The 22157-nt window shown below is 67.3% G+C and carries 21 protein-coding genes; 6 read left to right on the forward strand and 15 right to left on the reverse strand.

Annotation, left to right across the window (positions count from 1 at the left end):
• The 5 genes from VGE49_RS03415 to VGE49_RS03435 all read right to left on the reverse strand — a co-directional run.
• The coding region (locus VGE49_RS03415; RefSeq protein ID WP_331033177.1) for a chorismate mutase at positions 1 to 650 on the reverse strand (650 nt) is incomplete at its 3' end.
• Positions 651 to 954: 304 nt separating this feature from the next.
• Entirely contained in the window at positions 955 to 1527 is a 573-nt protein-coding gene (locus VGE49_RS03420) for a prephenate dehydratase domain-containing protein (protein WP_331033178.1), read from the reverse strand.
• Positions 1524 to 2894 (reverse strand): class II 3-deoxy-7-phosphoheptulonate synthase, encoded by a 1371-nt coding sequence (locus tag VGE49_RS03425; protein WP_331033179.1) that lies wholly within the window; start codon positions 2892 to 2894, stop codon positions 1524 to 1526. The genes VGE49_RS03420 and VGE49_RS03425 overlap by 4 nt, the downstream gene beginning before the upstream one ends.
• Before the next feature lie 60 nt (positions 2895 to 2954).
• The gene (locus VGE49_RS03430) at positions 2955 to 4001 is read right to left on the reverse strand and encodes an enoyl-CoA hydratase/isomerase family protein (RefSeq protein WP_331033180.1); all 1047 of its coding nucleotides are present in this window, start codon (positions 3999 to 4001) and stop codon (positions 2955 to 2957) included.
• A complete protein-coding gene (locus VGE49_RS03435) occupies positions 3998 to 5134 on the reverse strand; it encodes an isobutyryl-CoA dehydrogenase (RefSeq protein ID WP_331033181.1) in 1137 nt (378 codons plus the stop codon). The genes VGE49_RS03430 and VGE49_RS03435 overlap by 4 nt, the downstream gene beginning before the upstream one ends.
• Before the next feature lie 257 nt (positions 5135 to 5391).
• On the opposite strand from VGE49_RS03435, the gene hemB reads away from it, so the two are divergent.
• On the forward strand, positions 5392 to 6393 hold the full coding sequence (hemB, locus tag VGE49_RS03440; RefSeq protein WP_331033182.1) for a porphobilinogen synthase: 1002 nt from the start codon (positions 5392 to 5394) through the stop codon (positions 6391 to 6393).
• 35 nt (positions 6394 to 6428) lie between these two features.
• Here the strand turns inward: hemB and VGE49_RS03445 are convergent, their stop codons facing one another.
• Complete coding sequence (locus VGE49_RS03445; protein WP_331033183.1) at positions 6429 to 6932, reverse strand: flavin reductase family protein; 504 nt, start codon at positions 6930 to 6932, stop codon at positions 6429 to 6431.
• Positions 6933 to 7058: 126 nt separating this feature from the next.
• Here VGE49_RS03445 and VGE49_RS03450 point away from each other — a divergent pair, with 126 nt between their 5' ends.
• The gene (locus tag VGE49_RS03450; protein ID WP_331033184.1) at positions 7059 to 7958 is read left to right on the forward strand and encodes a flagellar motor protein MotB; all 900 of its coding nucleotides are present in this window, start codon (positions 7059 to 7061) and stop codon (positions 7956 to 7958) included.
• 111 nt (positions 7959 to 8069) lie between these two features.
• Positions 8070 to 8801 (forward strand): arginyltransferase, encoded by a 732-nt coding sequence (locus tag VGE49_RS03455; RefSeq protein ID WP_331033185.1) that lies wholly within the window; start codon positions 8070 to 8072, stop codon positions 8799 to 8801.
• A 29-nt stretch (positions 8802 to 8830) separates the two neighbouring features.
• Here the strand turns inward: VGE49_RS03455 and VGE49_RS03460 are convergent, their stop codons facing one another.
• The 3 genes from VGE49_RS03460 to parC all read right to left on the reverse strand — a co-directional run bounded on the left by VGE49_RS03460 (position 8831) and on the right by parC (position 12897).
• Positions 8831 to 9850: a M48 family metallopeptidase gene (locus VGE49_RS03460; RefSeq protein WP_331033186.1), complete on the reverse strand. Its 1020-nt coding sequence runs from the start codon at positions 9848 to 9850 to the stop codon at positions 8831 to 8833.
• A 6-nt stretch (positions 9851 to 9856) separates the two neighbouring features.
• Positions 9857 to 10426, reverse strand: coding sequence for a LemA family protein (locus VGE49_RS03465; RefSeq protein ID WP_331033187.1), 570 nt, complete (start codon positions 10424 to 10426; stop codon positions 9857 to 9859).
• Between the two features lie 257 nt (positions 10427 to 10683).
• The gene (gene parC, locus VGE49_RS03470; RefSeq protein ID WP_331033188.1) at positions 10684 to 12897 is read right to left on the reverse strand and encodes a DNA topoisomerase IV subunit A; all 2214 of its coding nucleotides are present in this window, start codon (positions 12895 to 12897) and stop codon (positions 10684 to 10686) included.
• A 145-nt stretch (positions 12898 to 13042) separates the two neighbouring features.
• Here parC and VGE49_RS03475 point away from each other — a divergent pair, with 145 nt between their 5' ends.
• Positions 13043 to 14773, forward strand: a complete 1731-nt coding sequence (locus VGE49_RS03475) for a cytochrome c biogenesis protein DipZ (protein ID WP_331033189.1) — start codon at positions 13043 to 13045, stop codon at positions 14771 to 14773.
• Here the strand turns inward: VGE49_RS03475 and recO are convergent.
• Both recO and VGE49_RS03485 read right to left on the reverse strand, forming a co-directional pair.
• A complete protein-coding gene (recO, locus tag VGE49_RS03480) occupies positions 14770 to 15501 on the reverse strand; it encodes a DNA repair protein RecO (RefSeq protein ID WP_331033190.1) in 732 nt (243 codons plus the stop codon). The two genes, VGE49_RS03475 and recO, sit on opposite strands and share 4 nt — an antisense overlap.
• Positions 15501 to 15956 (reverse strand): nuclear transport factor 2 family protein, encoded by a 456-nt coding sequence (locus VGE49_RS03485; protein WP_331033191.1) that lies wholly within the window; start codon positions 15954 to 15956, stop codon positions 15501 to 15503. The genes recO and VGE49_RS03485 overlap by 1 nt, the downstream gene beginning before the upstream one ends.
• 173 nt (positions 15957 to 16129) lie before the next feature.
• Here VGE49_RS03485 and VGE49_RS03490 point away from each other — a divergent pair, with 173 nt between their 5' ends.
• Positions 16130 to 16570 carry a VOC family protein gene (locus VGE49_RS03490; protein ID WP_331033192.1) on the forward strand — a complete coding sequence of 147 codons (441 nt, stop codon included), beginning with the start codon at positions 16130 to 16132 and terminating at the stop codon, positions 16568 to 16570.
• Between the two features lie 114 nt (positions 16571 to 16684).
• Complete coding sequence (locus VGE49_RS03495) at positions 16685 to 18193, forward strand: acetyl-CoA hydrolase/transferase family protein (protein WP_331033193.1); 1509 nt, start codon at positions 16685 to 16687, stop codon at positions 18191 to 18193.
• A 174-nt stretch (positions 18194 to 18367) separates the two neighbouring features.
• Here VGE49_RS03495 and VGE49_RS03500 read toward each other — a convergent pair whose 3' ends face one another.
• Genes VGE49_RS03500 through lepB form a run of 4 tightly spaced genes read right to left on the reverse strand, consistent with a single transcriptional unit; the run spans position 18368 to position 22115 of the window.
• On the reverse strand, positions 18368 to 19609 hold the full coding sequence (locus VGE49_RS03500) for a serine hydrolase domain-containing protein (RefSeq protein WP_331033194.1): 1242 nt from the start codon (positions 19607 to 19609) through the stop codon (positions 18368 to 18370).
• 18 nt (positions 19610 to 19627) lie between these two features.
• The gene (gene era, locus VGE49_RS03505) at positions 19628 to 20581 is read right to left on the reverse strand and encodes a GTPase Era (RefSeq protein WP_331033195.1); all 954 of its coding nucleotides are present in this window, start codon (positions 20579 to 20581) and stop codon (positions 19628 to 19630) included.
• A complete protein-coding gene (gene rnc / locus VGE49_RS03510; protein WP_331033196.1) occupies positions 20578 to 21291 on the reverse strand; it encodes a ribonuclease III in 714 nt (237 codons plus the stop codon). Before rnc ends, era begins: the two co-directional genes overlap by 4 nt.
• Positions 21291 to 22115: a signal peptidase I gene (gene lepB, locus VGE49_RS03515; protein WP_414643593.1), complete on the reverse strand. Its 825-nt coding sequence runs from the start codon at positions 22113 to 22115 to the stop codon at positions 21291 to 21293. Before lepB ends, rnc begins: the two co-directional genes overlap by 1 nt.
• Between the last annotated feature and the right edge of the window lie 42 nt (positions 22116 to 22157).

Here is a 22157-nt window from a genome sequence, read left to right on the forward strand (position 1 = left end):
CCGTCGCCGGCGTCGCCGCCGACCGTCACCACCACGCGGCGGCCTGTCGGCAGGGCCGGCGGATCGATCTTGCCCACGGCCAGCGAGGTCGGCGTCTCGCCGCCGTAGCCGTCGAAGACGCTCAGCATCGACCATTCGCGACGCAGGCCCATCCACCAGGCGTCCTCGGTGTTGATCGACAGCACCGAGACCCCATGTCCTTCCGCGGCGTGCGCCAGCGCGGCCTGCGGGTCGCGGACCAGCTTGATGTCAGCGGCGGCGCCGAAGCGCAGACGGGCGCCGTCCACGGCCTTGGCCGGGTCGATCGGGGCCCAGACGTGGACCTGAAGCCGGCCCTGACGGGCCAGGCCCCAGCCGACGATCTCGCGCCACAGGTGCTCGACCGCCTCGCGGTTCTCGGGTTCGCACTGTTTCAGGACGCGGGCCTGAACGGCCTGCTCCCGGTCGGGGCGCAGCTTGGTGTGGGGGCCTACGGGCGCGTCCTTGGCCTTGCCCACCTGGCCGGCGACGGCCAGACGGCGCTCGAACAGTTCCAGGATCTGATCGTCCAGGCTGTCGATCTCGGCCCGGAGGGCCGCCAGCGCCTTCTGCTCGGGGCTCAGGTCGGCTTGGTCAGCGGGCCAGATTTGCTGGATGTTGGATTGCGGCATGGGATTGGGCTTTCGGCATGGAATTTCGATGAGGAGATCGCGTCCGCCGAACATCAGGCAGGAACGCGTGCAGAGGCCGCTCGGGAGAAGCGGTCGCCAGCGAGACTGTCAGGATTGGTTAGAAGCCCGACGCCTCAGCCGGCGTATCGAAAGCCGTAATAGCCGTAGCCAAAATAAAAGCCGGCCACCGCGCGCGTGGTGGTTTCAAGGGTCATTTGTGCGCGCAGCGAGGACATGGGTCCGGTCCGGTTTCAGGATCAGGGTCGATCCGATCCTCTCTTAAGCGCGCAAAGACTATGCGCGGTCAACCCCCAGACGGGCTCAACAGGACAAATCGCGTCCGGTTGTCACTGAAATCCTGCAGATCGTTGCGCAGAACCGTCAGTCCATAGACCTCGGCCGCACGCGCCGGCGCCACGGCGGCGCGGGTCACGTCGCCCGCCTCGGCCACGGCGGCGGCGGCCCCGCCGGTGTCGAAGACCTCGACCGGCGTGATCCTCATCTCGCCCAGGGCCTTGGAGCACTGCTGCAGGGCCACGGGATGGCTCTCGGCCGTCCGAATGTCCGACAGACGCGCTTCCGGCAACCCCAGCAGGGCCAGCCGGATCGGACGCCAGGCCTCGCTGACCACCGTCAACCCCGCCTCGCGCACCAGGCTGGCGGCGGGCTCGACCACGCCGATGGTCGAGTTTTCGACCGGGATCAGCGCCGACTGGCAATCGCCGGACAGCAGGGCCTCGATGGCCCCCTGAAAGGTCTCGAACCCGACCGCCTCGTCCCACGGGCGCAGGTCGAGGCAGGCTTCATGGCTGAAGGCGCCTGGCGCCCCCTGATAGGCGACGCGGCCCGGCCCCTCGTCTTCGGTCGGCGAGATCACGCGGCCTCGGCGCGGGCCTGACGGCCGGCCTTGAGGCGCTCGGCGACCAGGAAGGCCAGCTCCAGCGCCTGATCCGCGTTCAGACGCGGATCGCAGTGGGTGTGATAGCGGCTCGACAAATCGTCCTCTGTCACCGCCTGAGCGCCGCCCAGGCATTCGGTGACGTTCTGGCCGGTCATTTCCAGGTGGACGCCGCCGGGGTGGACGCCCTCGGCCTCCGCCACGTCGATGAAGCTGCGGACCTCGCCCATGACGCGGTCGAACGGCCGGGTCTTGTAGCCGTTGGCGGCCTTGAGCGTATTGCCGTGCATCGGATCGATCGACCAGATGACGCGCTTGCCCTCGGCCTTCACCGCCCGCATCAGGGCCGGCAGACGATCGCCGACCTTGTCGTGACCGAAGCGGCCGATCAGGGTCAGACGGCCCGGGATGTTGTTCGGGTTCAGGGCGTCGATCAGCGGCAGGATGTCTTCCGCCGTCATGGTCGGTCCGCACTTGACCCCGATCGGGTTGGAAATGCCGCGCATGAACTCGATGTGGGCGCCGTCCAGCTGACGGGTGCGCTCGCCGATCCACAGCATGTGGGCCGAGGTGTCGAACCATTCGCCCGACGAACCTTCCAGGCGCGTCAGGGCGCTCTCGACGTTCAGCAGCAGGGCTTCATGGCTGGTGAAGACCTCGACGCGCGACAGATCGGGGTGCGTTTCGGGCGTGACGCCGACCGCCTCCATGAAGGCCAGGGCCTCGGTGATCTTGTCGGCCAACTCGCGATAGGCCGCGCCCGCGCCGTTGTCGGCGAAGCCCAGGGTCCAGCGGTGGATGTTGTACAGGTCGGCATAGCCGCCGCCGGCGAAGGCGCGCAGCAGGTTCAGCGTCGAAGCCGACTGGTTGTAGGCTTTCAGCAGACGCTGCGGATCGGGCACGCGCTCCTCAGCGGTGAACCCCATGCCGTTGATGATGTCGCCGCGATAGGACGGCAGCTCCACGCCGCCGATCTCTTCTACCGCCGACGAGCGCGGCTTGGCGAACTGACCGGCGATGCGGCCGACCTTCACCACCGGCTTGCGGCCGGCGAAGGTCAGCACCACCGCCATCTGCAGGATCAGGCGGAAGGTGTCGCGAATATTGTCGGTCGAGAACTCCTTGAAGCTCTCGGCGCAGTCGCCGCCCTGAAGCAGGAAGGCGTTGCCCGCCTCTACCTGTGCGAGATGCTGGGTCAGCTTGCGGGCCTCGCCCGCAAACACCAGGGGCGGCATGGCCCGCAACTCGTCTTCGACACGGGCCAGTTCGGCCATGTCAGGATAGTCCGTCGGCATATGCACGACGGGCTTGTTTCTCCAGGATTCAGGGGTCCAGCGCGTACTCATGCCGCCTAGATAGCCCTCAAGGCGACCTGGAACAACAAATGTTGCGCCGCAGCGACGTTTTCAGAGCGGCGACCAGGCCTCGTCGGCGGGCAGAGGCGCGAACAGGGCGTCCAGCGTCGCGTCGCTGACGTCCGACAACTCGGCGGGCGACCACTTCGGCGCATTGTCCTTGTCGACGATGACGGCGCGCACGCCTTCCTGGAAGTCATGGGTCTGCACGACCCGACCGCCCAGGGCGTACTCCATCGCCATGTTCTCGGCGAAGGACGACAGCGTCGCCCCGGTGCGGATCTGGCGCAGACTGACCTTCAGCGACTGCGGCGACTTGGTCTTCAGCGTCTGAAGCTGCTTCAGCGCCCAGTCCGAGCCGTCGGCCTCCAGCGCGGCGAAGATCTCCTCGACCGTGTCAAAGGCGAACAGGCGGTCGATGGCCTCGCGATGCGCGTCCAGCGGCGCCAGGCCCGCATCACCCGCTGCGCGATCCGCGACCGCCTTGGGATCAGCCGACGCCGCCAGCAGTTCAGCCTTCAGCACCTCGACGCCTTCGCTCGGCACGAAGTGGGTATGGATGCCCAGCGCCACCGTATCCGCCGCCTTCAACCGCGCCCCCGTCAGCGCCAGCCAGACGCCCGTCTGCCCCGGCAGGCGCGACAGGAACCAGCCCCCGCCCACGTCGGGGAACAGGCCGATCCCCGTCTCGGGCATGGCGTAGGTGGTGCGCTCGGTGGCGATGCGGACGTCCGCCGGTTCGCTGATGCCCACGCCGCCGCCCATGACGATGCCGTCGACGACGGCCGTGATCGGCTTGGGATAGTCGAACAGCAGATGGTTCAGTTGATACTCGGTCTTGAAGAAGGCCTTGGCCTCCGACGCGTCCCCTGCCCCGCTCTCGGCGATCATGCGGATGTCGCCCCCGGCGCAGAAGCCGCGCTCGCCCGCATGGTCGATCAGCACCGACTGCACCGCGTCATCGCCCCGCCAGGCCAGCAGCGCCTCGATCATCGCATCGCACATGGCCCGGTTCAGCGCATGGATCGCCTTGGGCCGGTTCAGGGTGATGCGGCCGACGCCGCCTTCAATGCGGGTGATGACTTCGGCTTCGCTCATCGGGCCAGCTCCCGCGCGATGATCACGCGCATGATCTCATTGGTGCCTTCCAGGATGCGGTGGACCCGCAGGTCGCGCACGATCCGCTCCAGCGGATAGTCCTTCAGATAGCCATAGCCGCCATGCAGTTGCAGCGCCTCGTCGGCGATCTGGAAGCAGGCGTCGGTGGCCAGCCGCTTGGCCATGGCGCACCACTTGGTCTTCTCGGGGTGGTCATTGTCGATGGCCCAGGCCCCGCGCTGCACCATCAGGCGCGCCGCCTCCAGATCTGTCGCCATGTCGGCCAGACGGAACTGCAGGGCCTGGAACTGGCCGATGGCCTGACCGAACTGCTTGCGGGTGGTCACGTATTCCTGCGCCGTCTCCAGCGCCAGCCGCGCCCCGCCCAGCGAGCAGGCGGCGATGTTCAGACGCCCGCCGTCCAGACCAGCCATCGCGTATTTGAAGCCGTCGCCTTCCTGGCCCACCAGATTGGCGACCGGCACGCGGCAGTCGTCAAAGCTGACCACGGCGGTCGGCTGGGCGTTCCAGCCCATCTTCTTCTCATTGGCCCCGAACGACAGGCCCGGCGTGTCCTTTTCGACCACGATGGTCGAGACGCCCTTGGCGCCCTCGCCGCCCGTGCGGACCATGACGACATAGACGTCCGACACGCCCGCGCCGGAGATAAAGGCCTTGGACCCGTTCAGCACATAGTGGTCGCCGTCGCGCACCGCCGTGGTCCGCAGCGCCGCCGCGTCCGACCCCGAGCCCGGCTCGGTCAGGCAGTAGCTGGCCATCTTGTCCATCGTCACCAGCGACGGCACGAAGCGCGAGCGCAGGTCGTCAGACCCGAACTTGTCGAGCATCCACGTGGCCATGTTGTGGATCGAGATGAAGGCCGCCGTCGCCACGTCCCCGCGCGACAACTCCTCAAAGATCACCGCCGCCTCGACCCGGCCCAGGGCCATGCCGCCGTGCTCTTCGCCCGTATAGATGCCGCAGAAGCCCATCTCGGCCGCCGACTTCATCACTTCGACCGGGAAATGCTTGTCCTCGTCCCACTGGGCCGAATGCGGCGCCAGCTCGGCGTCGGCGAAGGCCCGCGCCGCGTCCTGAATGGCGCGCTGGTCGTCGTTGAGGGCGAAGTCCATGATCTATACTCCCGACTCTGCCCTCTGTCGGGGCGTTCATGCTGCTTCTATCCAAGCCCCGGCGAAACGTCACCCCGCCAGCGCCCCGCGCCGCATCCTGTGTCCGCCAATGACGCAAGGCCGCGCTAGTCTTCGCCTCTCGACGCGTCGATTTCAGACTCATTGGACGAATTGGACTCTGTTTTTTCGCGACGGGTTTCCGATATGCCTTCCCCAAAGCCGTTTCCCTGCCCCGTCTTGGGGACTATGAGCCCTGCATGACCCTGCCCTTCCAGCCCGCCGCCTTCCCCTACGCCCGTCCGCGCCGCCTGCGCTCGCAGCCCTGGGTGCGCCGTCTGGTCGCCGAGACGACCCTGACGCCCGCCGACCTGATCTGGCCGATCATCGTCCACGACGGCGCTGAGGACCGCCAGCCGGTCGCCTCCATGCCCGGCGTCTTCCGCCTGTCGCCCAAGGAGGCCGCCAAGGCCGCCGTCGAGGCCCGCGACCTGGGCATCCCCATGATCGCCCTGTTCCCGAACGTGAACGACAGCCTGAAGGACAACGTCGGCACGGCCGCCAGCGACCCCGACGGCCTGATCCCCGACTGCATCAAGGCCATCAAGGACGCCGCGCCCGAGATCGGCGTTATGACCGACGTCGCCCTGGACTGCTACACCGACCACGGCCACGACGGGGTTCTGGAGAACGGCCGCATCGTCAACGACCCGACGCTGGAACGCCTGGCCGAACAGGCCTTCATCCACGCCCACGCCGGCGCCGACGCCGTGGCCCCCTCAGACATGATGGACGGCCGGGTCCAGGCCATCCGCGAGGCGCTGGAAGCCAACGGCCTGCCGGACACCCTGATCATCAGCTATGCGGCCAAATACGCCTCGGCCTTCTACGGTCCCTATCGCGACGCCGTCGGTTCGTCGAAATCGCTGACCGGCGACAAGAAGACCTATCAGATGGACTACGCCAACGCCGACGAGGCGCTGCGCGAGGTGGCGATGGACGTTTCCGAGGGCGCCGACGCCCTGATCGTCAAGCCGGGCCTGCCCTATCTCGACATCGTCCGCCTGGTCTCCGAGACCTTCAAGATCCCGACCTTCGCCTATCAGGTGTCCGGCGAGTACGCGATGATGCAGGCCTCCATCGCCAACGGCTGGCTGGAGGAAGACCGCGCCATCCTGGAAACCCTGCACGCCTTCAAGCGCGCGGGCGCCTCCGGCGTCCTCAGCTACTTCGCGCCGAAGGCGGCGCGGCTGCTGGGCTAGCATCTTCCTTCTCCCTCAAGGGGAGAAGGGCTGAGCTAGGCCGTCGGATCGACGGCCCGGCCGTACTTGCCGCGGAAATAGGTCAGGGCGTCGCCGGGGCGGGTCTCGAAGCCGGAAACTCGCCCGACGATGACCAGATGATCCCCCATGACGATGCGGTCGTGGGTCGTGCAGTCCAGCCGCGTCACGGCGTTGCGCAGGCGCGGCGGGGCCGGATCGCCGACCTCGAACTCGTCGTCCGACAAGGTGCAGACGCCCCAGGCGAAGCGGTCCGACATGGCCTGGTCCTCGACCGGCAGCATGTGAACGGCGAACCGTTCGGCCCCGGCGAAGGCGTCGTGCCGGTCCGACTTCACGTCCAGGCACCACAGGACCAGCGGCGGATCCAGCGACACCGAGGTGAAGCTGTTGACCGTGATCCCCAGCGGCCCCTCGGCGGTATGGGCCGTCACCACGCAGACGCCCGTGGCGAACCCGCCCAGCGCCTTGCGATAGGCCTTGGCGTCGAAATCGGAAGAAGAAGATGGAGACCCGGACACAGGCCTGACCTAAGCCGTGGGGCGTCATGCGGCAAGACCGCATGCCGGAAACGCCCGCGCCGCAACCCCTTCTTAACGGCCGCATGGGATTCACGACTAACGAACGACGTTAAGATTGGCCTGCCCATGTCCGCGAGCGATCGCCCGATCCTCATCAAGAAGGTGAAGAAGGTCTCCGGCGGCGGCCACCACGGCGGCGCGTGGAAGGTGGCCTACGCCGACTTCGTGACGGCCATGATGGCCTTCTTCCTGCTGATGTGGCTGATCAACACGACCGACCCGGAGCAGAAGAAGGGCATCGCCGAATACTTCGCCCCGGCCAACGTCTCGGCCTCGACCTCCGGCTCCGGCGGCATCCTGGGCGGCACCGCCCTGGGCGACGACGGGGCCAAGGGTTCCGGCTCCATGTCCGTCATCGAACAGCTGGCCCCCGAAGCGCCCGACGCACCCGAAGCCGTGGGCCAGAACTCCAACCTGGCCGCCGCCAGCGAAGCCGCCCTGCGCGCCGAGATCGCCAAGCGCGAGGCCGCCGACTTCGCCAGCGCCGCCGAATCCCTGCGTCAGGCCATGCAGGCCATGCCGGAACTGGCCGAGCTGTCGAAACAGCTGATCATCGACCAGACGCCCGAGGGCCTGCGCATCCAGTTGGTCGACCAGGAAGGCCGCTCGATGTTCGAGAACGGCTCCTCGCGTCCCAACCCGCGCGCCCAACTGCTGCTGCGGGCCATCGCCAAGGTCATCAACCAACTGCCCAACCGCATCTCGATCACCGGCCACACCAGCGCCGTGGCCGGCTCCAGCCGCGCCAGCGGCGCCGGCGACTGGTCGCTGTCGTCCGCCCGCGCCGACGCCTCACGCCTGACGCTGCAGGGCGCGGGCGTGAACGCCGACCGGGTCTATTCGGTGGCGGGCAAGGCGGGGTCCGACCCCCTCTATCCCGATGACCCGTCCCTGGCCGGCAACCGCCGCATCGCCATCGTCCTGCTGCGCGAGGCGCCGGTCCTACCCACGGACACCAGCCTGTGACCGCGAGCGCCGCTCTCACGGCGCTTGCGAAATCCCCCGGTTGCGCGCCAAATCGGGACATGACGACCCACGCGCAGACCTGCCGAAACGATTGGAAACGGACGTAAGGCCGTGACCCAGCATTTCCCGACCCGGCAACTGCGGTTCTTCATGACCGCCAACGCGCCCTGCCCCTATCTGCCGGGCCAGTTCGAGCGCAAGGTCTTCGCCAACCTGCCCTTCAGCGACGGCGCCGACGTCAACGACGCCCTGACCCAGGCCGGCTTCCGCCGCAGCCAGAACATCGCCTATCGCCCGGCCTGCGAGGCCTGCGCCGCCTGCGTCTCGGTTCGCATCCTGGTCGGCGAGTTCACCTTCTCGAGATCCCAGCGCAAGATCCTGAACCGCAACGCCGACCTGTCGCGCGATCTGGTCGAGGCCGAGGCGACGATGGAGCAGTTCGACCTGCTGCGTCGCTACCTGTCCACACGCCACCCCGGCGGCGGCATGAGCGACATGGGCTGGTCCGATTATGTGTCCATGGTCGAGGACACGGCCGTCCGCACCCACCTGATCGAATACCGTCTGCCGGCGAGCGACGACGGCCCGGGCGATCTGGTCGGGGTCTGCCTCACCGACCTGCTGCATGACGGCCTGTCAATGGTCTACAGCTTCTTCGCCCCCGAGCTTGAGCGCCGCAGCCTGGGCCAGTTCGCCATCATGGATCACCTGCGCCAGGCGACCCAGGTCGGCCTGCCCTACGTCTATCTGGGCTACTGGGTCCAGGGCTCCCCCAAGATGGATTACAAGGCGAAGTTCAGACCCATGGAGGCCCTGCGCCCGCTGGGCTGGAAACGGCTCTAACCCCTTCTCCCGCAAGGGAAGAAGGATTTTCAGGTCATCGGCACGGACGTTCCCAGCGTCGGTCCCCACGGCCCCTCGTCCTGACCGCCCGCGAACCTCACCAGGGCCGCGATCCGCTTCTCGATCGGCGGGTGGGTGGCGAACAGGCCGGCGAAGTCCGCCTTGTCCGCCGTATTGTCCAGGAACATGCCGCGCAGTTCGTCCGGCGCCTCGATCTTCGACTGCCCCGACACCTTGCGCAGCGCCGAGATCATCGCGTCGGGGTTCTTGGTCAGCTCCACCGCCCCGGCGTCGGCCACATACTCCCGCGTCCGCGACAGGGTCATGCGGATGACGGCGGCCAGACCAAAGCCGATCACGCCGATGGCCAGGCCGATCAGGATCAGCGGCAGGGCGTTCTTGTTGTTCCCGCCGCGACCGCCGCGCACATAGAACAGGCTGCGGAACACCAGTTCGGCGACCACGCTGATGATCCCCGCAAAGATCGAGGCGATCACCATGGTCCGCACGTCCTTGTTGATGACGTGGGTCAGCTCGTGGGCCAGGACGCACTCCATCTCGTCACGGCTCAGGGCCTGCATCAGGCCGCGCGTGACCGTGACGCTATAGTTCCCCTCATGCAGCCCTGACGCATAGGCGTTCAGCGACGGGCTCTCGATGATCCGCAGCGTCGGCGTCCGCAACCCGCGCGAGATCGCCAGATTTTCCAGCAGGTTGTAGAGCTCAGGCTCGACCCGGCGCTCGACCTTGCGCGCGCCCGTCATGGCGTCGATCATCATCTGGTTGCCGAGATAGGCGATGACGAACCAGATGACGGCCACGACCAGCGCCGTCGGCACGGTCCAACCCAGCATGGACACGGCCAGCGCCAGATCCTGCGAAAGACTGCCGCCCGAGTTGGGCAGCAGGCCGAACCCCATCATCAGCACCTGAATGCCGAACAGGATCAACACCAGCAGCACCGGGAACCCGGCCAGCAGGATGGCCGACCGGGTGTTGTTCCGCCAGATGTGGGTCTTGAGGCCGACGGCCTGACCGAAAACCGCCATTGGGGCTTAGAACTTCACCGTCGGCGGGGCGGCGTTCAGGGCGACGCGTTCACCCTCGCCCACGTCGAAGAAGGGCTTGTCGGAGCCGAAGCCGAACATGCCGGCGAACAGGACGGTCGGGAACTGGCGGCGCACGGCGTTGAACTCGCTGACCGCATTGTTGAAGAAGCGGCGCGCGGCGGCCAGCTTGTTCTCGATATCCGACAGGTCCATCTGCAACTGCTGGAAGTTGGCGTTGGCCTTCAGGTCCGGATAGGCCTCGGACACGGCGAACAGACGGCCCAGGGCGCCGGTCAGCATGTTCTCGGCCTGCACCTTCTCGTCGATCGTGCGGGCGCCGGCGGCGACCGCGCGGGCCTGGGTCACGGCGTCCAGGGTGCCGCGCTCGTGCGTGGCGTAGCCCTTCACCGTCTCGACCAGGTTGGGGATCAGGTCCTGACGCTGCTTCAACTGCACGTCGATGTCGGCGAACGACTGGTTGGCCGCCTGATCCAGCGCCACCAGTTTGTTGTAGGCCCCGACGACGACGAACAGCAGAACGACGACGATGACGCCGATGATGATCCAGGTGATCATTGAGCCTCCTCCAGCATTTCAGAAGGAATATGGGAGGCCTTAGCCCCGGCAACCAATGAATTCGCCGTCACCTGCCAGCGCAAGGCTTCCGTCATCCTCCGGGCCGCGCGCAGCGCGGAACCGGGGGACCCAGCGGCGCGCGAGAGCGCGAACCTGCCAAAGACTTCGCCGTATCTTTCGCCGCGCCGTCGCGCGGCGCCGCTAGGTCCCCCGGTCGCTCCTGCGGAGCGCCGGAGGATGACGGAGGCTAGAACTGCTTAGCGGAACTTGCGCATCCCGCGCGGCCCCTGCCGTCCTGCTCCGGCACGCTTGCCCAGCCAGTCTTTCCAGTCGGGCCAGTTGCGGCGACGACCGCCGCCATCGGCCCATTCCGGCCCCGTCTCGGCGTTGAACACCGCCACGTCGGCCAGACCGCCCTGCTTGTAATTCTGCAGCTTCACGCCTTTGCCGCGGCCCATTTCAGGCAACTCGGCCAGGGGGAAGATCAGGGCCTTGATGTTCTCGCCGATGACCGCGACGTGGTCGCCTTGCGGGTTGGACGGGATGCGCAGCATGGACAGCATCTCGCCGTTCAGCACCTGCTTGCCCCCGCGCTTCTGGGCCAGAAGGTCGTTCTCCGGCGCGACGAAGCCGTAGCCGGCCTTGGACGCCACCAGAAGCTTCGCATTCGGTTCATGCGCCACGACGTTGATAATCTCGGCCTTTTCGTCGAGGTCGATCATCAGGCGCAGCGGCTCGCCGTGGCCACGCCCAGAGGCCAGCTTGTCGGCGCCGATGGTGAAGATGCGCCCGTCAGAGGCGCCCACCAGCAGCTTGTCGGTGGTGAAGGCCGGGACCAGGAAGCCCAGGCTGTCGCCTTCCTTGAACTTCAACTCCGACGGGTCCTCGACCTTGCCCTTGGCGGCGCGGATCCAGCCGCGTTCCGACAGGATGACGGTGATGGCTTCGCGCGGGATGAAGGCCTCGGGCGCCACAAAGGCCGAGGCGTCCACTGCCTCGCCGATGGTCGTGCGGCGAGGCGAGATCAGCGCCTTGCGCACGACCTCCAGTTCCTTCGAAATGGCCTTCCACTGCTTGGCTTCGGACGAGGTCAGCGCCTTCAGCGCCGCAAGTTCCTCGGCCAGGGCGTTGTATTCCTTGTCGATCGCCATTTCCTCGATCCGCGCCAGTTGGCGCAGGCGGGTGTCGAGGATGTAGTCGGCTTGCGGCTCGCTCAGGCCGAAGCGCGCGATCAGGACGGCCTTGGGCTGCTCCTCCTCGCGGACGATGCGGATCACCTCGTCCAGGTTGAGGAAGACGATGCGCAGGCCTTCCAACAGGTGCAGCCGCTTCTCGACCCGCTCGATCCGCCATTGCGACCGGCGGTTCAGCACCACGCGGCGGTGATCCAGGAAGGCTTGCAGGCAGTCCTTCAAGCCCATGACGCGCGGCGTGCCCGAGGCGTCCAGCACGTTCATGTTGATCGGGAAGCGGACCTCCAGATCGGACAGCTTGAACAGGCTCTCCATCAGCATCTCAGGCTCGATGGTGCGGTTCTTGGGCTCCAGGATCAGGCGGATGTCTTCCGCCGACTCGTCGCGCACGTCGCCCAGCAGCGGCGCCTTCTTGTTCTCGATCAGGTCGGCCAGGGCCTCGATCAGGCGGCTCTTCTGCACCTGATAGGGCATCTCGGTGACGATGATGCGCCAGACCCCGCGCCCCAGGTCCTCGGTCTCCCAGCGGGCGCGCAAACGCACGCCGCCGCGACCTGTTTCATAGGCGTCCAGGATCGAGGCATGACCTTCCACCGACACCCCGCCGGTCGGGAAGTCCGGCCCCGGCACGATCTGCACCAGTTCCTCGGTGGTCGCCTCGGGTCGTTCCAGCAGCAGCTGACAGGCGTCGATTAGTTCGCCGACGTTGTGCGGCGGGATCGAGGTCGCCATGCCCACGGCGATGCCCGACGAGCCGTTGGCCAGCAGGTTGGGGAAACCGGCCGGCAGGACCACCGGCTCCTCGTCCTGATCGTCATAGGTCGGGCGGAAATCGACCGCGTCCTGGTCGATGCCGTCCAGCAGCAGGACGGCGGCGGGCGTCAGCTTGCACTCGGTGTAGCGCATGGCGGCGGCGCTATCGCCGTCGATGTTGCCGAAGTTGCCCTGCCCGTCCACCAGCGGATAACGCTGGGCGAAGTCCTGGGCCAGACGCACCAGGGCCTCGTAGATGGAGGCGTCGCCGTGCGGGTGATAGCCGCCCATGACCTCGCCGACGACCTTGGCGCATTTGCGCGCCGCCGCCTGCGGATTCAGCCGCATCTGGTGCATGGCGTACATGATGCGCCGGTGCACCGGCTTGAAGCCGTCGCGCACGTCGGGCAGGGCCCGGTTGGTGATGGTCGACAGGGCGTAGGCCAGATAGCGCTTCGACAGCGCATCGCCCATCGGCTCTTCGACGATGCGGCCGCCTTCGGGCGTCGGGGTGTGGATGGTCATGTGACTTCGAATCGGAGATCGGACGCCGGAAGTCTAGCCCACTGACGGAATCAGAAGGGGGTAAAGTCAGGAAAACGACGCCCTGCATCCGAATGGCGGATTGAGGCGTATCCTCATCCGAGGCGACAAGCCCAAGGACGACGCGATGCTCCTGATCCTGCTGTCCTATCTGGCCGGGGCGCTGACCATTCTCAGCCCCTGCATCCTGCCGGTCCTGCCCTTCGTCTTCGCCCGCGCGGGCCAGCCCTTCGTGAAAAGCGGCCTGCCCCTGCTGGTCGGGATGGCCTTGACCTTCGCAGGCGTGGCGACGCTGGCGGCGGTCGGGGGAGGCTGGGCGGTGCAGGCCAACCAGGTCGGGCGCTGGATCGCCCTCGCGGTCATGGCGGTGCTGGGGCTGACGCTGGTGTTTCCCGCGTTGGCGGATCGGCTGACCCGGCCCTTGGTCGCCCTCGGCTCGCGTCTGACCGAAAAGGCCAGCGCGGAGCAGCAATCCGGAGGCGGCGTCTGGCCCTCCTTCCTGCTGGGGGTGGCGACCGGCCTGCTGTGGGCGCCGTGCGCCGGGCCGATCCTGGGGCTGATCCTGACCGGCGCGGCGCTTCAGGGGGCCAGCGTCGGCACGACCCTCCTGCTGGTCGCCTACGCCGCCGGGGCCGCCACCTCCCTGGCCCTCGCCCTGGTGATCGGCGGAAGGGTGTTCCAGACGATGAAGAAGTCGCTGGTGGTCGGCGAATGGGTGCGACGGGGTCTGGGCGTGCTGGTTCTGGTCGGCGTCGCCGCCATCGCTCTGGGCCTCGACACCGGCCTGCTGACCCGGCTGTCGAGCAGCAGCACCAACCGGATCGAGCAGAGTCTGCTCAGCCGGTTCGGCGCGGGTCAGCCGACGAACGCCCCCGCTGCGCCCCTGAACGCCCTGCCCGTCGAAGGGGCCATGCCGCCGCTGACCGGCGCGACCGAGTGGATCAACAGCCCGCCCCTGACCACGGAACAACTGCGCGGCAAGGTCGTGCTGGTCGACTTCTGGACCTACTCCTGCATCAACTGCGTGCGGACCATCCCCTATGTCCGCGCCTGGGCCGAGAAGTACCGCGATCAGGGACTGGTGGTGATCGGGGTCCACACGCCCGAGTTCGCCTTCGAGAAGTCGCCCGCCAACGTCCGCGACGCCGTGCGCCGGTTCGGGATCACCTATCCCGTGGCCATGGACAACGACTTCGCCATCTGGCGCGCCTTCGACAACCGCTACTGGCCCGCCCACTACTTCATCGATGCCAGGGGGAACATCCGCCACCACCACTTCGGCGAGGGCGACTACGAGCACTCGGAGCGGGTCATCCAGCAACTGCTGAAGGAGGCCGGGGCCACCAATGTCGATCAAGCCGTCGTTCAGGTGCGGGGTCGGGGCGCCGAGGCCGCCGCCGACATGGCCGAGGTCGCCTCGCCGGAAACCTATGTGGGCTACGCCCGCGCCAGGCATTTCGTCTCGCCCGGCGGCTTCGATTTCGATGTGCGCAAGACCTATGCGGCCGCGCCCCTGAAACTGAACGACTGGAACCTGTCCGGCGACTGGATCGTGCGGTCCGAACACGCCGACCTGCAAACGACAGGCGGAAAGCTGGCCTTCCGCTTCAAGGCCCGCGACCTGCATCTGGTCATGGGGCCCAGCACCATGGGCCAGCCCGTGCGCTTCCGCGTCCGCATCGACGGCCAGGCGCCCGGCGCCGACGCCGGCGTGGACATTGATGCGCAAGGTCTGGGCCGGATCGACAGCCAGCGCCTGTACCAACTGGTGCGCCAGTCAGACGGCGCCCGCGAACGCACCTTCGAGATCGAGTTCCTCGACCCCGGGGTTCAGGTCTTCGCCTTCACCTTCGGCTAAAGCCGCCCCGCCTCGGCCAACCGCTCGATCATCCAGACCCGCGCGGGCGGCAGGGGCTTGTTCAGGGCGTGGAAAACGAACTGCTCGAGGAAGTGCCCGGTCAGGTCCAGCCCCGCCTTCACGTCGCCTTGGCCCAGACCCGCCTGCGCCCCCAGCATGAAGGGCGGCAGGTTCAGCAGCTTGTCGGCATAGGGCGCGCCCGCGTCGCGGCTGACGGCGCGGCCGGTGCGCGGGCTGACATAGATCAGATCGTCCATCGACCCGGTGGCGGCGCAGCGCGACAGGTCGAGACCGAAGCCCAGGTCTTCCAGCAGCCCCGCCTCGAACCGCACGAAGATGGCGGGCCAGACTTCGGGCAGGGCGAACGCCCCCATCATGGCCTCAAAGGCCAGAAAGGCGCCCGGATGCGGCTCGCGCTCAGGCAGGGCTCCTTGCGCCACCGCAGCGGCGGCGTTCAGCCCGACCAGGGCCAGAGGATCGTCGAACAGGGCCGCCGGCCCCTCGCCCACCGGCTCCAGCCGCGCTGAACCCAACTGTTCCGAGGTGCGCGACCGCAGATCGGCCACGACCCGCGCCCCTGCCTGTAAAAAGGGCCGCATCTTCCGCGACGCCCCACCCGCGACATAGGCCGCGCGACGGCCATGCCGCTCGGTCAGCAGTTCGACCACGGCCCCGGTGTCGCCATGCGCCCGCGCCGACAGGACGAAGGCGTCGTCCTGAACCTCCATCAGTCGGCCTTGATGGCGTTGACGACGGCGCGCGCCTTGTCGTTGGGCACGGCGAAGCTGAGGACGTATTGCTCGATCTTCCAGCCGTCCTCGGTCAGCCGCAGCACGCCCGAACCGCGCGTGGTGCCATAGGCGTCGTTGTCCAGCACCTCGTCGAACCAGGCGACGCAGCGGCAGTCGATCGGGGCGATGGTCACGGTCCGCGTGACGGGGCGATAGGTCCAGCCCCGCCCTTGCGAGAAATAGGGCATGGCGTAGGCGCGGAACTCCGGCAGCGTCCACCGCTCGGCCGCATCCGTGCCGATGAACCGGCCATCCGCCGTGAAGGTGGCGAAATAGGCGGCGCCGTCGGCGACCGAGGCGGCGGCGTGCATGGCGTCCAGGGTGCGCTCGACCGAGGCGGTCTCGGCAGGCGTTGCGGACAGTTGGAGCATCAACAGGGCGGCGGTGATCATGAGGATGTTCTAGTCCTGTTCCAGCGAAGGGGGAAGCGCACACACCCCCGCTCATCCCGGCCTTCGCCGGGATGAGCGGAGAAAAATCACGCGCCCTCAAGAGGAGAGCGATGGCATGGCGCCGATCTTCGCCCCGCGCGTTCAGACCTCCAACCCCACCCAGGAGAGGTCTCATGAAGATCGTCACCAGCCTCAGCTTCCAGGGCCAGTGCCGCGAGGCGCTGGAGTTCTACGCTCGCGTTCTGGGCGGCAAGGTCACGGCCGCCTTTCCCTTCGGCGACGGCCCGCCCGACATGGCGGTGGACGCCAAGTACAACGACTGGCTGATGCACGGCTGGCTGGAGGTCGGGGACCAGGCCATCATGGGGTCCGACATGCCGCCGGAGTTCGCGCCGAACATCGACAAGCCCAAGAACGGCTTCGACGTCTCCTATCACACCGAAGACGTCGCCAAGGCGCGGCAGGTCTTCGACGCCCTGTCGGAAGGCGGCAAGGTCGGCATGCCTTTCGCCGAGACCTTCTGGTCGCCCGGGTTCGGCAGCCTGACCGACAAGTTCGGCATTCCGTGGATGGTCAACACCAACCCGGCGGCGGACTGTAAACCGGGCGGCTGACGCCTTTGTGATCACGGACCGTTACGACCAAAGCCGTATTGGAATCAGGATGATGCGGCGCCTATGTCCGCTCCGTTCCCCGAGCCCTCCCGGGCTCCAGCCGTCAGGTTTCCGATGTCCCGCGTCCGCAACCCTGCCCTGCAGTCGAAGATCATGTCCGCCCAGGACGCCGCCGCCCTGATCCCGGCCAACTCGACGGTGGGTATGAGCGGCTTCACCGGCTCTGGCTATCCCAAGGTCGTGCCCATGGCCCTGGCCAGCCGGATTGAGGCCGAGCACGCGGCGGGTAATCCGTTCAAGCTGAAGGTCTGGACCGGCGCCTCGACCGGGCCGGAGCTGGACGGCGCCCTGGCCAAGGCGGACGGCATCGAATTCCGCCTGCCCTACAACTCCGACCCCATCGCCCGCGAGAAGATCAACAAGGGCGAGATGGAATACCTGGACATGCACCTGTCGCAGGTGGCCCCGGTCGCCTGGCAAGGCTTCCTCGGCCCGCTGGAGACAGCGGTGGTCGAGGTCTCGGGGATCCGCGAGGACGGCTCGCTGATCCCCTCGTCCTCCATCGGCAACAACAAGACCTGGCTGGACCGCGCCGACCGCATCATCCTGGAGGTCAACAGCTGGCAGAACGCGGCGCTGGAGGGGATGCACGACATCTACTACGGCACGGCCCTGCCGCCGGCCCGCGTGCCGATCCCGCTGGTCAAGCCGACCGACCTGATCGGCGAGACTGTGTTCCGCGTCGATCCGTCGAAGATCGCCGCCATCGTCGAGACGGACTCGCCGGACCGCAACCTGCCCTTCGCCGCGCCGGACGCCAGCGCCACGGCCATCGCCGGGCACCTGATCGAGTTCCTGCAGCACGAGGTGAAGCTGGGTCGCCTGCCCGCCCATCTGCTGCCCCTGCAATCCGGCGTCGGCAATGTCGCCAACGCCGTGCTGGCCGGCCTTCAAGACAGCCCGTTCGAGAACCTGACCGCCTATACCGAGGTGCTTCAGGACGGGATGCTGGACCTGCTGGACTCAGGCAAGCTGACCGTCGCCTCGGCCACCGCCTTCTCGCTCAGCCCCGAGGCTGCCGCCGACCTGAACAGCCGCATGGAGCAGTTCCGCGGCAAGATCATCCTGCGCCCGCAGGAAATCTCGAACCACCCGGAGATCATCCGCCGTCTGGGCTGCATCGCCATGAACGGCCTGATCGAGGCGGACATCTACGGCAACGTCAACTCGACCCACGTCATGGGCTCGCGCATCCAGAACGGCATCGGCGGCTCAGGCGACTTCGCCCGCAACGCCTACATCTCCTGCTTCGTCACGCCGTCGACGGCCAAGGGCGGCAAGATCTCGGCCATCGTCCCCATGGCCAGCCACGTCGACCACATCACCCAGGACGTGCAGGTCATCGTCACCGAACAGGGCCTGGCCGACCTGCGCGGCCTGTCGCCCAAACAACGCGCCCAGGTCATCATCGCCAACTGCGCCCACCCCGACTATCGCGACGCGCTGAAGGACTACTATGCGCGGGCGCTGAAGGGCTCCTACGGCCTGCAATCGCCGCACCTGCTGACCGAGGCCCTGTCGTGGCACCAGAGGTTCATCGAGACGGGGTCGATGAAGGGGTAGCTCTCAATCCTCCCCCGCTCGCGGGGGAGGGGGACCATGCGCAGCATGGTGGAGGGGGCGGAAACAGGCGGGCGCTACAATAATCAGGGAGCAGCGTTTGAAGCTCGCCCCCTCCACCGCCTGACGGCGGTTCCCCTCCCCCGTCGCTGCGCGACAAGGGAGGATTAGCGGTCCCTAGCGGTTCAACCCGGTCGGGAACGGTCGGCCCAGCGCCTCCGCCATGGCCTGCTGGCTCAGCATGAAGACCAGGTCGCGCTGGTGGTAGTTGTTGGACAGGACCACCACGGTCACATCGGCCTCGGGCTGATACAGGACCAGGTTACGGAACCCGGCCCAGCTGCCGGTGTGATAGATCTGCTTGTCGTCGAAGGCTGGCCTCACCTGCTCGCCCAGGCTGTTGACGTAGATGCCGTAGCCATAGGCGCGGTGTGCGCGGCCCCGTTCCTTGGGGGTGTTCGCCGGGGCGTGGTCGGCGATCATCTGGGCGTAGGAAGCGTCGCTGAGGACATGGCCCTTATGCAGGGCTCGGTTCCAGACCAGCATGTCGTCCAGGGTCGAATAGAGAGCGCCGGCGCCGAAGACGACGCTGACATTGGCTATCGGCTGGGCCGCCAGACCGCCGGGGAAGTTGGCGTAGCCCATGGCCAGGCCTTGCGCGTCGGCATGGGCGTCCGACCCCGTATCCTTAAGGCCCAGCGGCTTGAGGATCGCGTCGTTCAGATAGGTCTCGAACGGCTTGCCGCTGGCCTTGCTGACGATCTCGGCAGCCAGATTATAGGCGGCGTTGTCGTAGCGGATCTTGGTGCCCGGCTCGAACTGCAGGCCATAGCGGGCCGAGGCCTCGGTCAGTTCCTGCGGCGTGCGCGGCGTGACGCGGATGCGGCCCCATTCGGCCTGAGCCATCAGGTCCGGGATGCCCGACGTGTGCGACAGAAGGTGGTGGATGCGCAGCGGCTTCCATGCATCCGGGCAGGCCTCGATCCATTTGCAGACCGGATCGTTGACCGACAGCCTGCCCTCGTCCTGAAGCTTCAGAATGGCGGCGGCGGTGAACTGCTTGGACACCGAGGCCAGACGGAAGCGGGTGTCCAGCTTCAGCGGCTGATCGTTTTCGTAGTTCGCCTTGCCATAGACCTGACGGAACAGGACCTGATCGCCCTTGGCCACCAGGACGGCGCCCATGAACTGCTTCCGCTCGCCCAGATAGTCCAGCCGCGCCTTCAGCTGCGGCAGAGCCTCGACCACCTCGACGGGGGGGCGTTCCGGCAGCTTCGGCTTGCTCGCCGTCGCCGCCTGGGTCTCAGGCGCGATGGCGTGGACGAGCCAGGCGCCGGCGCCGGCTGAAGCAAGGGCGACGGCGGCCAGGGATCCGAGGAACCAGGGCCGCCCGCCTGCGGACTTGGGAACTACAAACACGATACTAAACCACGTTTTTTAGACGTCGAAATCCAAACCGAACTGGGCGTAGAGGGCGCGGCTGTCCTGCCATTTGGGGTCGACCTTGACGGTCAGGAACAGGTGGACGGGGCGGTCGAGCAGTTCGATCAGCTCCTCACGCGACTTCTGGCCGATCCACTTCAGGGTCTGGCCGCCCTTGCCCAGCACGATGGGGCGCTGGCTCTCGCGTTCGACATAGATGGTCTGTTCGATGCGCACCGAACCGTCAGGCTTCTCGTCAAAGGCCGTGGTCTCGACCGCCGCCGAATAGGGCAGTTCTTCGTGGACGCGCAGATAGACCTTCTCGCGCGTGATCTCGGCGGCCAGGACGCGGACCGGTACGTCGGCCGACTGGTCCTCGGGATAGAGCCAGGGACCGGCGGGCATGGAGCGCGCCAGACGCTGCTTCAGGTCGTCCACGCCGTCGCCGCTGAGGGCCGAGATCATATAGACCTCTTCATAGACGCCGGTCTCGAACAGGCGGTGCGACAGGGCCAGAAGAGTGTCGCGACGCATGCCGTCGATCTTGTTCAGCACCAGGATGACCTTGGTCCCCGTCGCCTTCAGGTTGGCGATGATGGTCTCGGTGTCCTCGGCGGACTTGCGGTCGGCGGCGGTGCCGTCACGGCCTTCGGATGCGATGTGCGAAGGGGCGTCGATCAGATGGACCACCACGTCGGCGTCCTCGGCGCCGCCCCAGGCCGAGGCGACCATGGCGCGATCCAGACGGCGGCGCGGCGTGAAGATGCCGGGCGTGTCCACCAGGACGATCTGGGCGTCGCCCTCGATGGCGATGCCGCGCACGGGGAAGCGCGTGGTCTGGACCTTCTGGGTCACGATCGAGACCTTGGAGCCCGTCAGCCGGTTCACCAGCGTCGACTTGCCGGCGTTGGGCGCGCCGATGATGGCGGCGAAGCCCGCGCGCTGGTTCGGGTTGAGGGTCTCGGTCAAATTACGCCTTCTCGTTTCAACAGCGCCGTGGCGGCGGCTTTTTCCGCCTCCTGACGCGAACGTCCTGTTTGTTGCACGGGGTCGAAGCCGACCACCGTCGCCTCGACCACGAAGGTCGGAGCATGATCTGATCCGGTGCGTTCCACCACCCGATAGGTCGGCAGGGGACGCCCTTGAGCCTGCGCCCACTCCTGCAGAGCGGACTTGGGATTGGTCACGGCCGGCGCCGGAGGAGACGCGAACTCCTCGGCCCAGGCGATGTCGAACATGGCCTTGGCCGCCGTCAGGCCGCCGTCGCGATAGACGGCCGCCAGAATAGCCTCAACAGCATCGGCGATGACTCCGGCCTTTCTGCGGCCACCCGTCTTGGTCTCGCCCGCCGACAGGCGCAGCGCCGGGCCGACGCCCAGCCGCTCGCCGACGCGGGCGCAGGCGGCCTTGTCCACCAGGGCGTGAAGACGGGCCGACAGTTGGCCTTCGTCCGCCGAGGGAAACTCGCGCGTCAGCCGGTCGGCGACCAGCAGGCCCAGCACCCGGTCGCCCAGGAACTCCAGCCGCTCGTTGTCGGCGGGGCGTCGGCCGTCGGCCTGTCCCCCGCCCTCGCCCACGCTGGCGTGGGTCAGGGCCCGTTCCAGCAGGGACGGGTCGGAAAATTCATGGCCCAGCCGACGCCGGAGCGCGGCGACGGCCTCGGCCCGCACGTTCGCCATCAGTCGAGGATCTTGAAGAACCGGCTGGGACGCAGGTTCGCGAACCAGCTGACCGGGTTGAACAGAGACGCGCCCGGCGACCACGAGAACATGATGATCTCGGCCTTGCCGACCAGATTCTCGGCCGGGACCATGCCCACGCCGGCCGACATCTCGACGCGGCTGTCGATCGAGTTGTCGCGGTTGTCGCCCATCATGAAGAAGTGTCCGGCCGGGACCTCATAGACCGGGGTGTCGTCCAGATCGCCGCCGGGACCGAAGTCCTGGGTCATGAAGCTCTTGCCGTTGGGCAGGGTCTCGCGGAGCTGAGTCACAGGGCGCGGGCCGAACATGTCGGCCATCTCGGCGCGGCTGACGACGACGTCCTTCACCGCAGCGCCGTTGATGTAGAGCTTGTTGGCGATCATCTGCACCTTGTCGCCCGGCAAGCCGATCACGCGCTTGATGTAGTCGGTCTTGTTGTCACGCGGCAGCTTGAACACGACGATGTCGCCGCGCGCCGGGTCCTTGCCCAGGATGCGGCCGTCGAACAGCGGCGGGCTCCACGGGATCGAGTGCTTGGAATAGCCATACGACCACTTCGACACGACGATGTAGTCGCCCTCGTAGAGGTTGGGCTCCATCGAGGCCGAGGGGATGGTGAAGGGCTGGAACAGCAGCACCCGCAGCACGAAGGCGATCAGCAGGGCGAAGACGACGGTCTTGATGATCTCGACCGTCTCGTTGCTCGCGGACTTCTCTTTTTTCACACGTTTGGCTTTCTTGGGACGCGGCGTGGCGTAGATCGGCTTGTCGCTGTCGAGGGCTTCGGGATCGTCGCCCATGTCGAAGGGGGCGTCGCCGTCGTCGCTCCAGATCGGTCGCGG

The sequence above is a fragment of the Brevundimonas sp. genome, assembly GCF_036405315.1.
Taxonomy (GTDB): Bacteria; Pseudomonadota; Alphaproteobacteria; order Caulobacterales; family Caulobacteraceae; genus Brevundimonas.

Excerpts from the sequence above, each read along its gene's own strand:
- VGE49_RS03490 (WP_331033192.1), top strand. The coding sequence starts at position 16,130 with ATGAAGATCGTCACCAGCCTCAGCTTCCAGGGCCAGTGCCGCGAGGCG.
- VGE49_RS03450 (WP_331033184.1), top strand. The coding sequence starts at position 7,059 with ATGTCCGCGAGCGATCGCCCGATCCTCATCAAGAAGGTGAAGAAGGTC.
- recO (WP_331033190.1), bottom strand. The coding sequence starts at position 15,501 with ATGGAGGTTCAGGACGACGCCTTCGTCCTGTCGGCGCGGGCGCATGGC.
- hemB (WP_331033182.1), top strand. The coding sequence starts at position 5,392 with ATGACCCTGCCCTTCCAGCCCGCCGCCTTCCCCTACGCCCGTCCGCGC.
- VGE49_RS03495 (WP_331033193.1), top strand. The coding sequence starts at position 16,685 with ATGTCCCGCGTCCGCAACCCTGCCCTGCAGTCGAAGATCATGTCCGCC.
- VGE49_RS03485 (WP_331033191.1), bottom strand. The coding sequence starts at position 15,956 with ATGATCACCGCCGCCCTGTTGATGCTCCAACTGTCCGCAACGCCTGCC.
- VGE49_RS03435 (WP_331033181.1), bottom strand. The coding sequence starts at position 5,134 with ATGGACTTCGCCCTCAACGACGACCAGCGCGCCATTCAGGACGCGGCG.
- parC (WP_331033188.1), bottom strand. The coding sequence starts at position 12,897 with ATGACCATCCACACCCCGACGCCCGAAGGCGGCCGCATCGTCGAAGAG.
- rnc (WP_331033196.1), bottom strand. The coding sequence starts at position 21,291 with ATGGCGAACGTGCGGGCCGAGGCCGTCGCCGCGCTCCGGCGTCGGCTG.
- VGE49_RS03425 (WP_331033179.1), bottom strand. The coding sequence starts at position 2,894 with ATGAGTACGCGCTGGACCCCTGAATCCTGGAGAAACAAGCCCGTCGTG.
- VGE49_RS03430 (WP_331033180.1), bottom strand. The coding sequence starts at position 4,001 with ATGAGCGAAGCCGAAGTCATCACCCGCATTGAAGGCGGCGTCGGCCGC.
- VGE49_RS03460 (WP_331033186.1), bottom strand. The coding sequence starts at position 9,850 with ATGGCGGTTTTCGGTCAGGCCGTCGGCCTCAAGACCCACATCTGGCGG.
- lepB (WP_414643593.1), bottom strand. The coding sequence starts at position 22,115 with ATGGGCGACGATCCCGAAGCCCTCGACAGCGACAAGCCGATCTACGCC.
- VGE49_RS03475 (WP_331033189.1), top strand. The coding sequence starts at position 13,043 with ATGCTCCTGATCCTGCTGTCCTATCTGGCCGGGGCGCTGACCATTCTC.
- VGE49_RS03465 (WP_331033187.1), bottom strand. The coding sequence starts at position 10,426 with ATGATCACCTGGATCATCATCGGCGTCATCGTCGTCGTTCTGCTGTTC.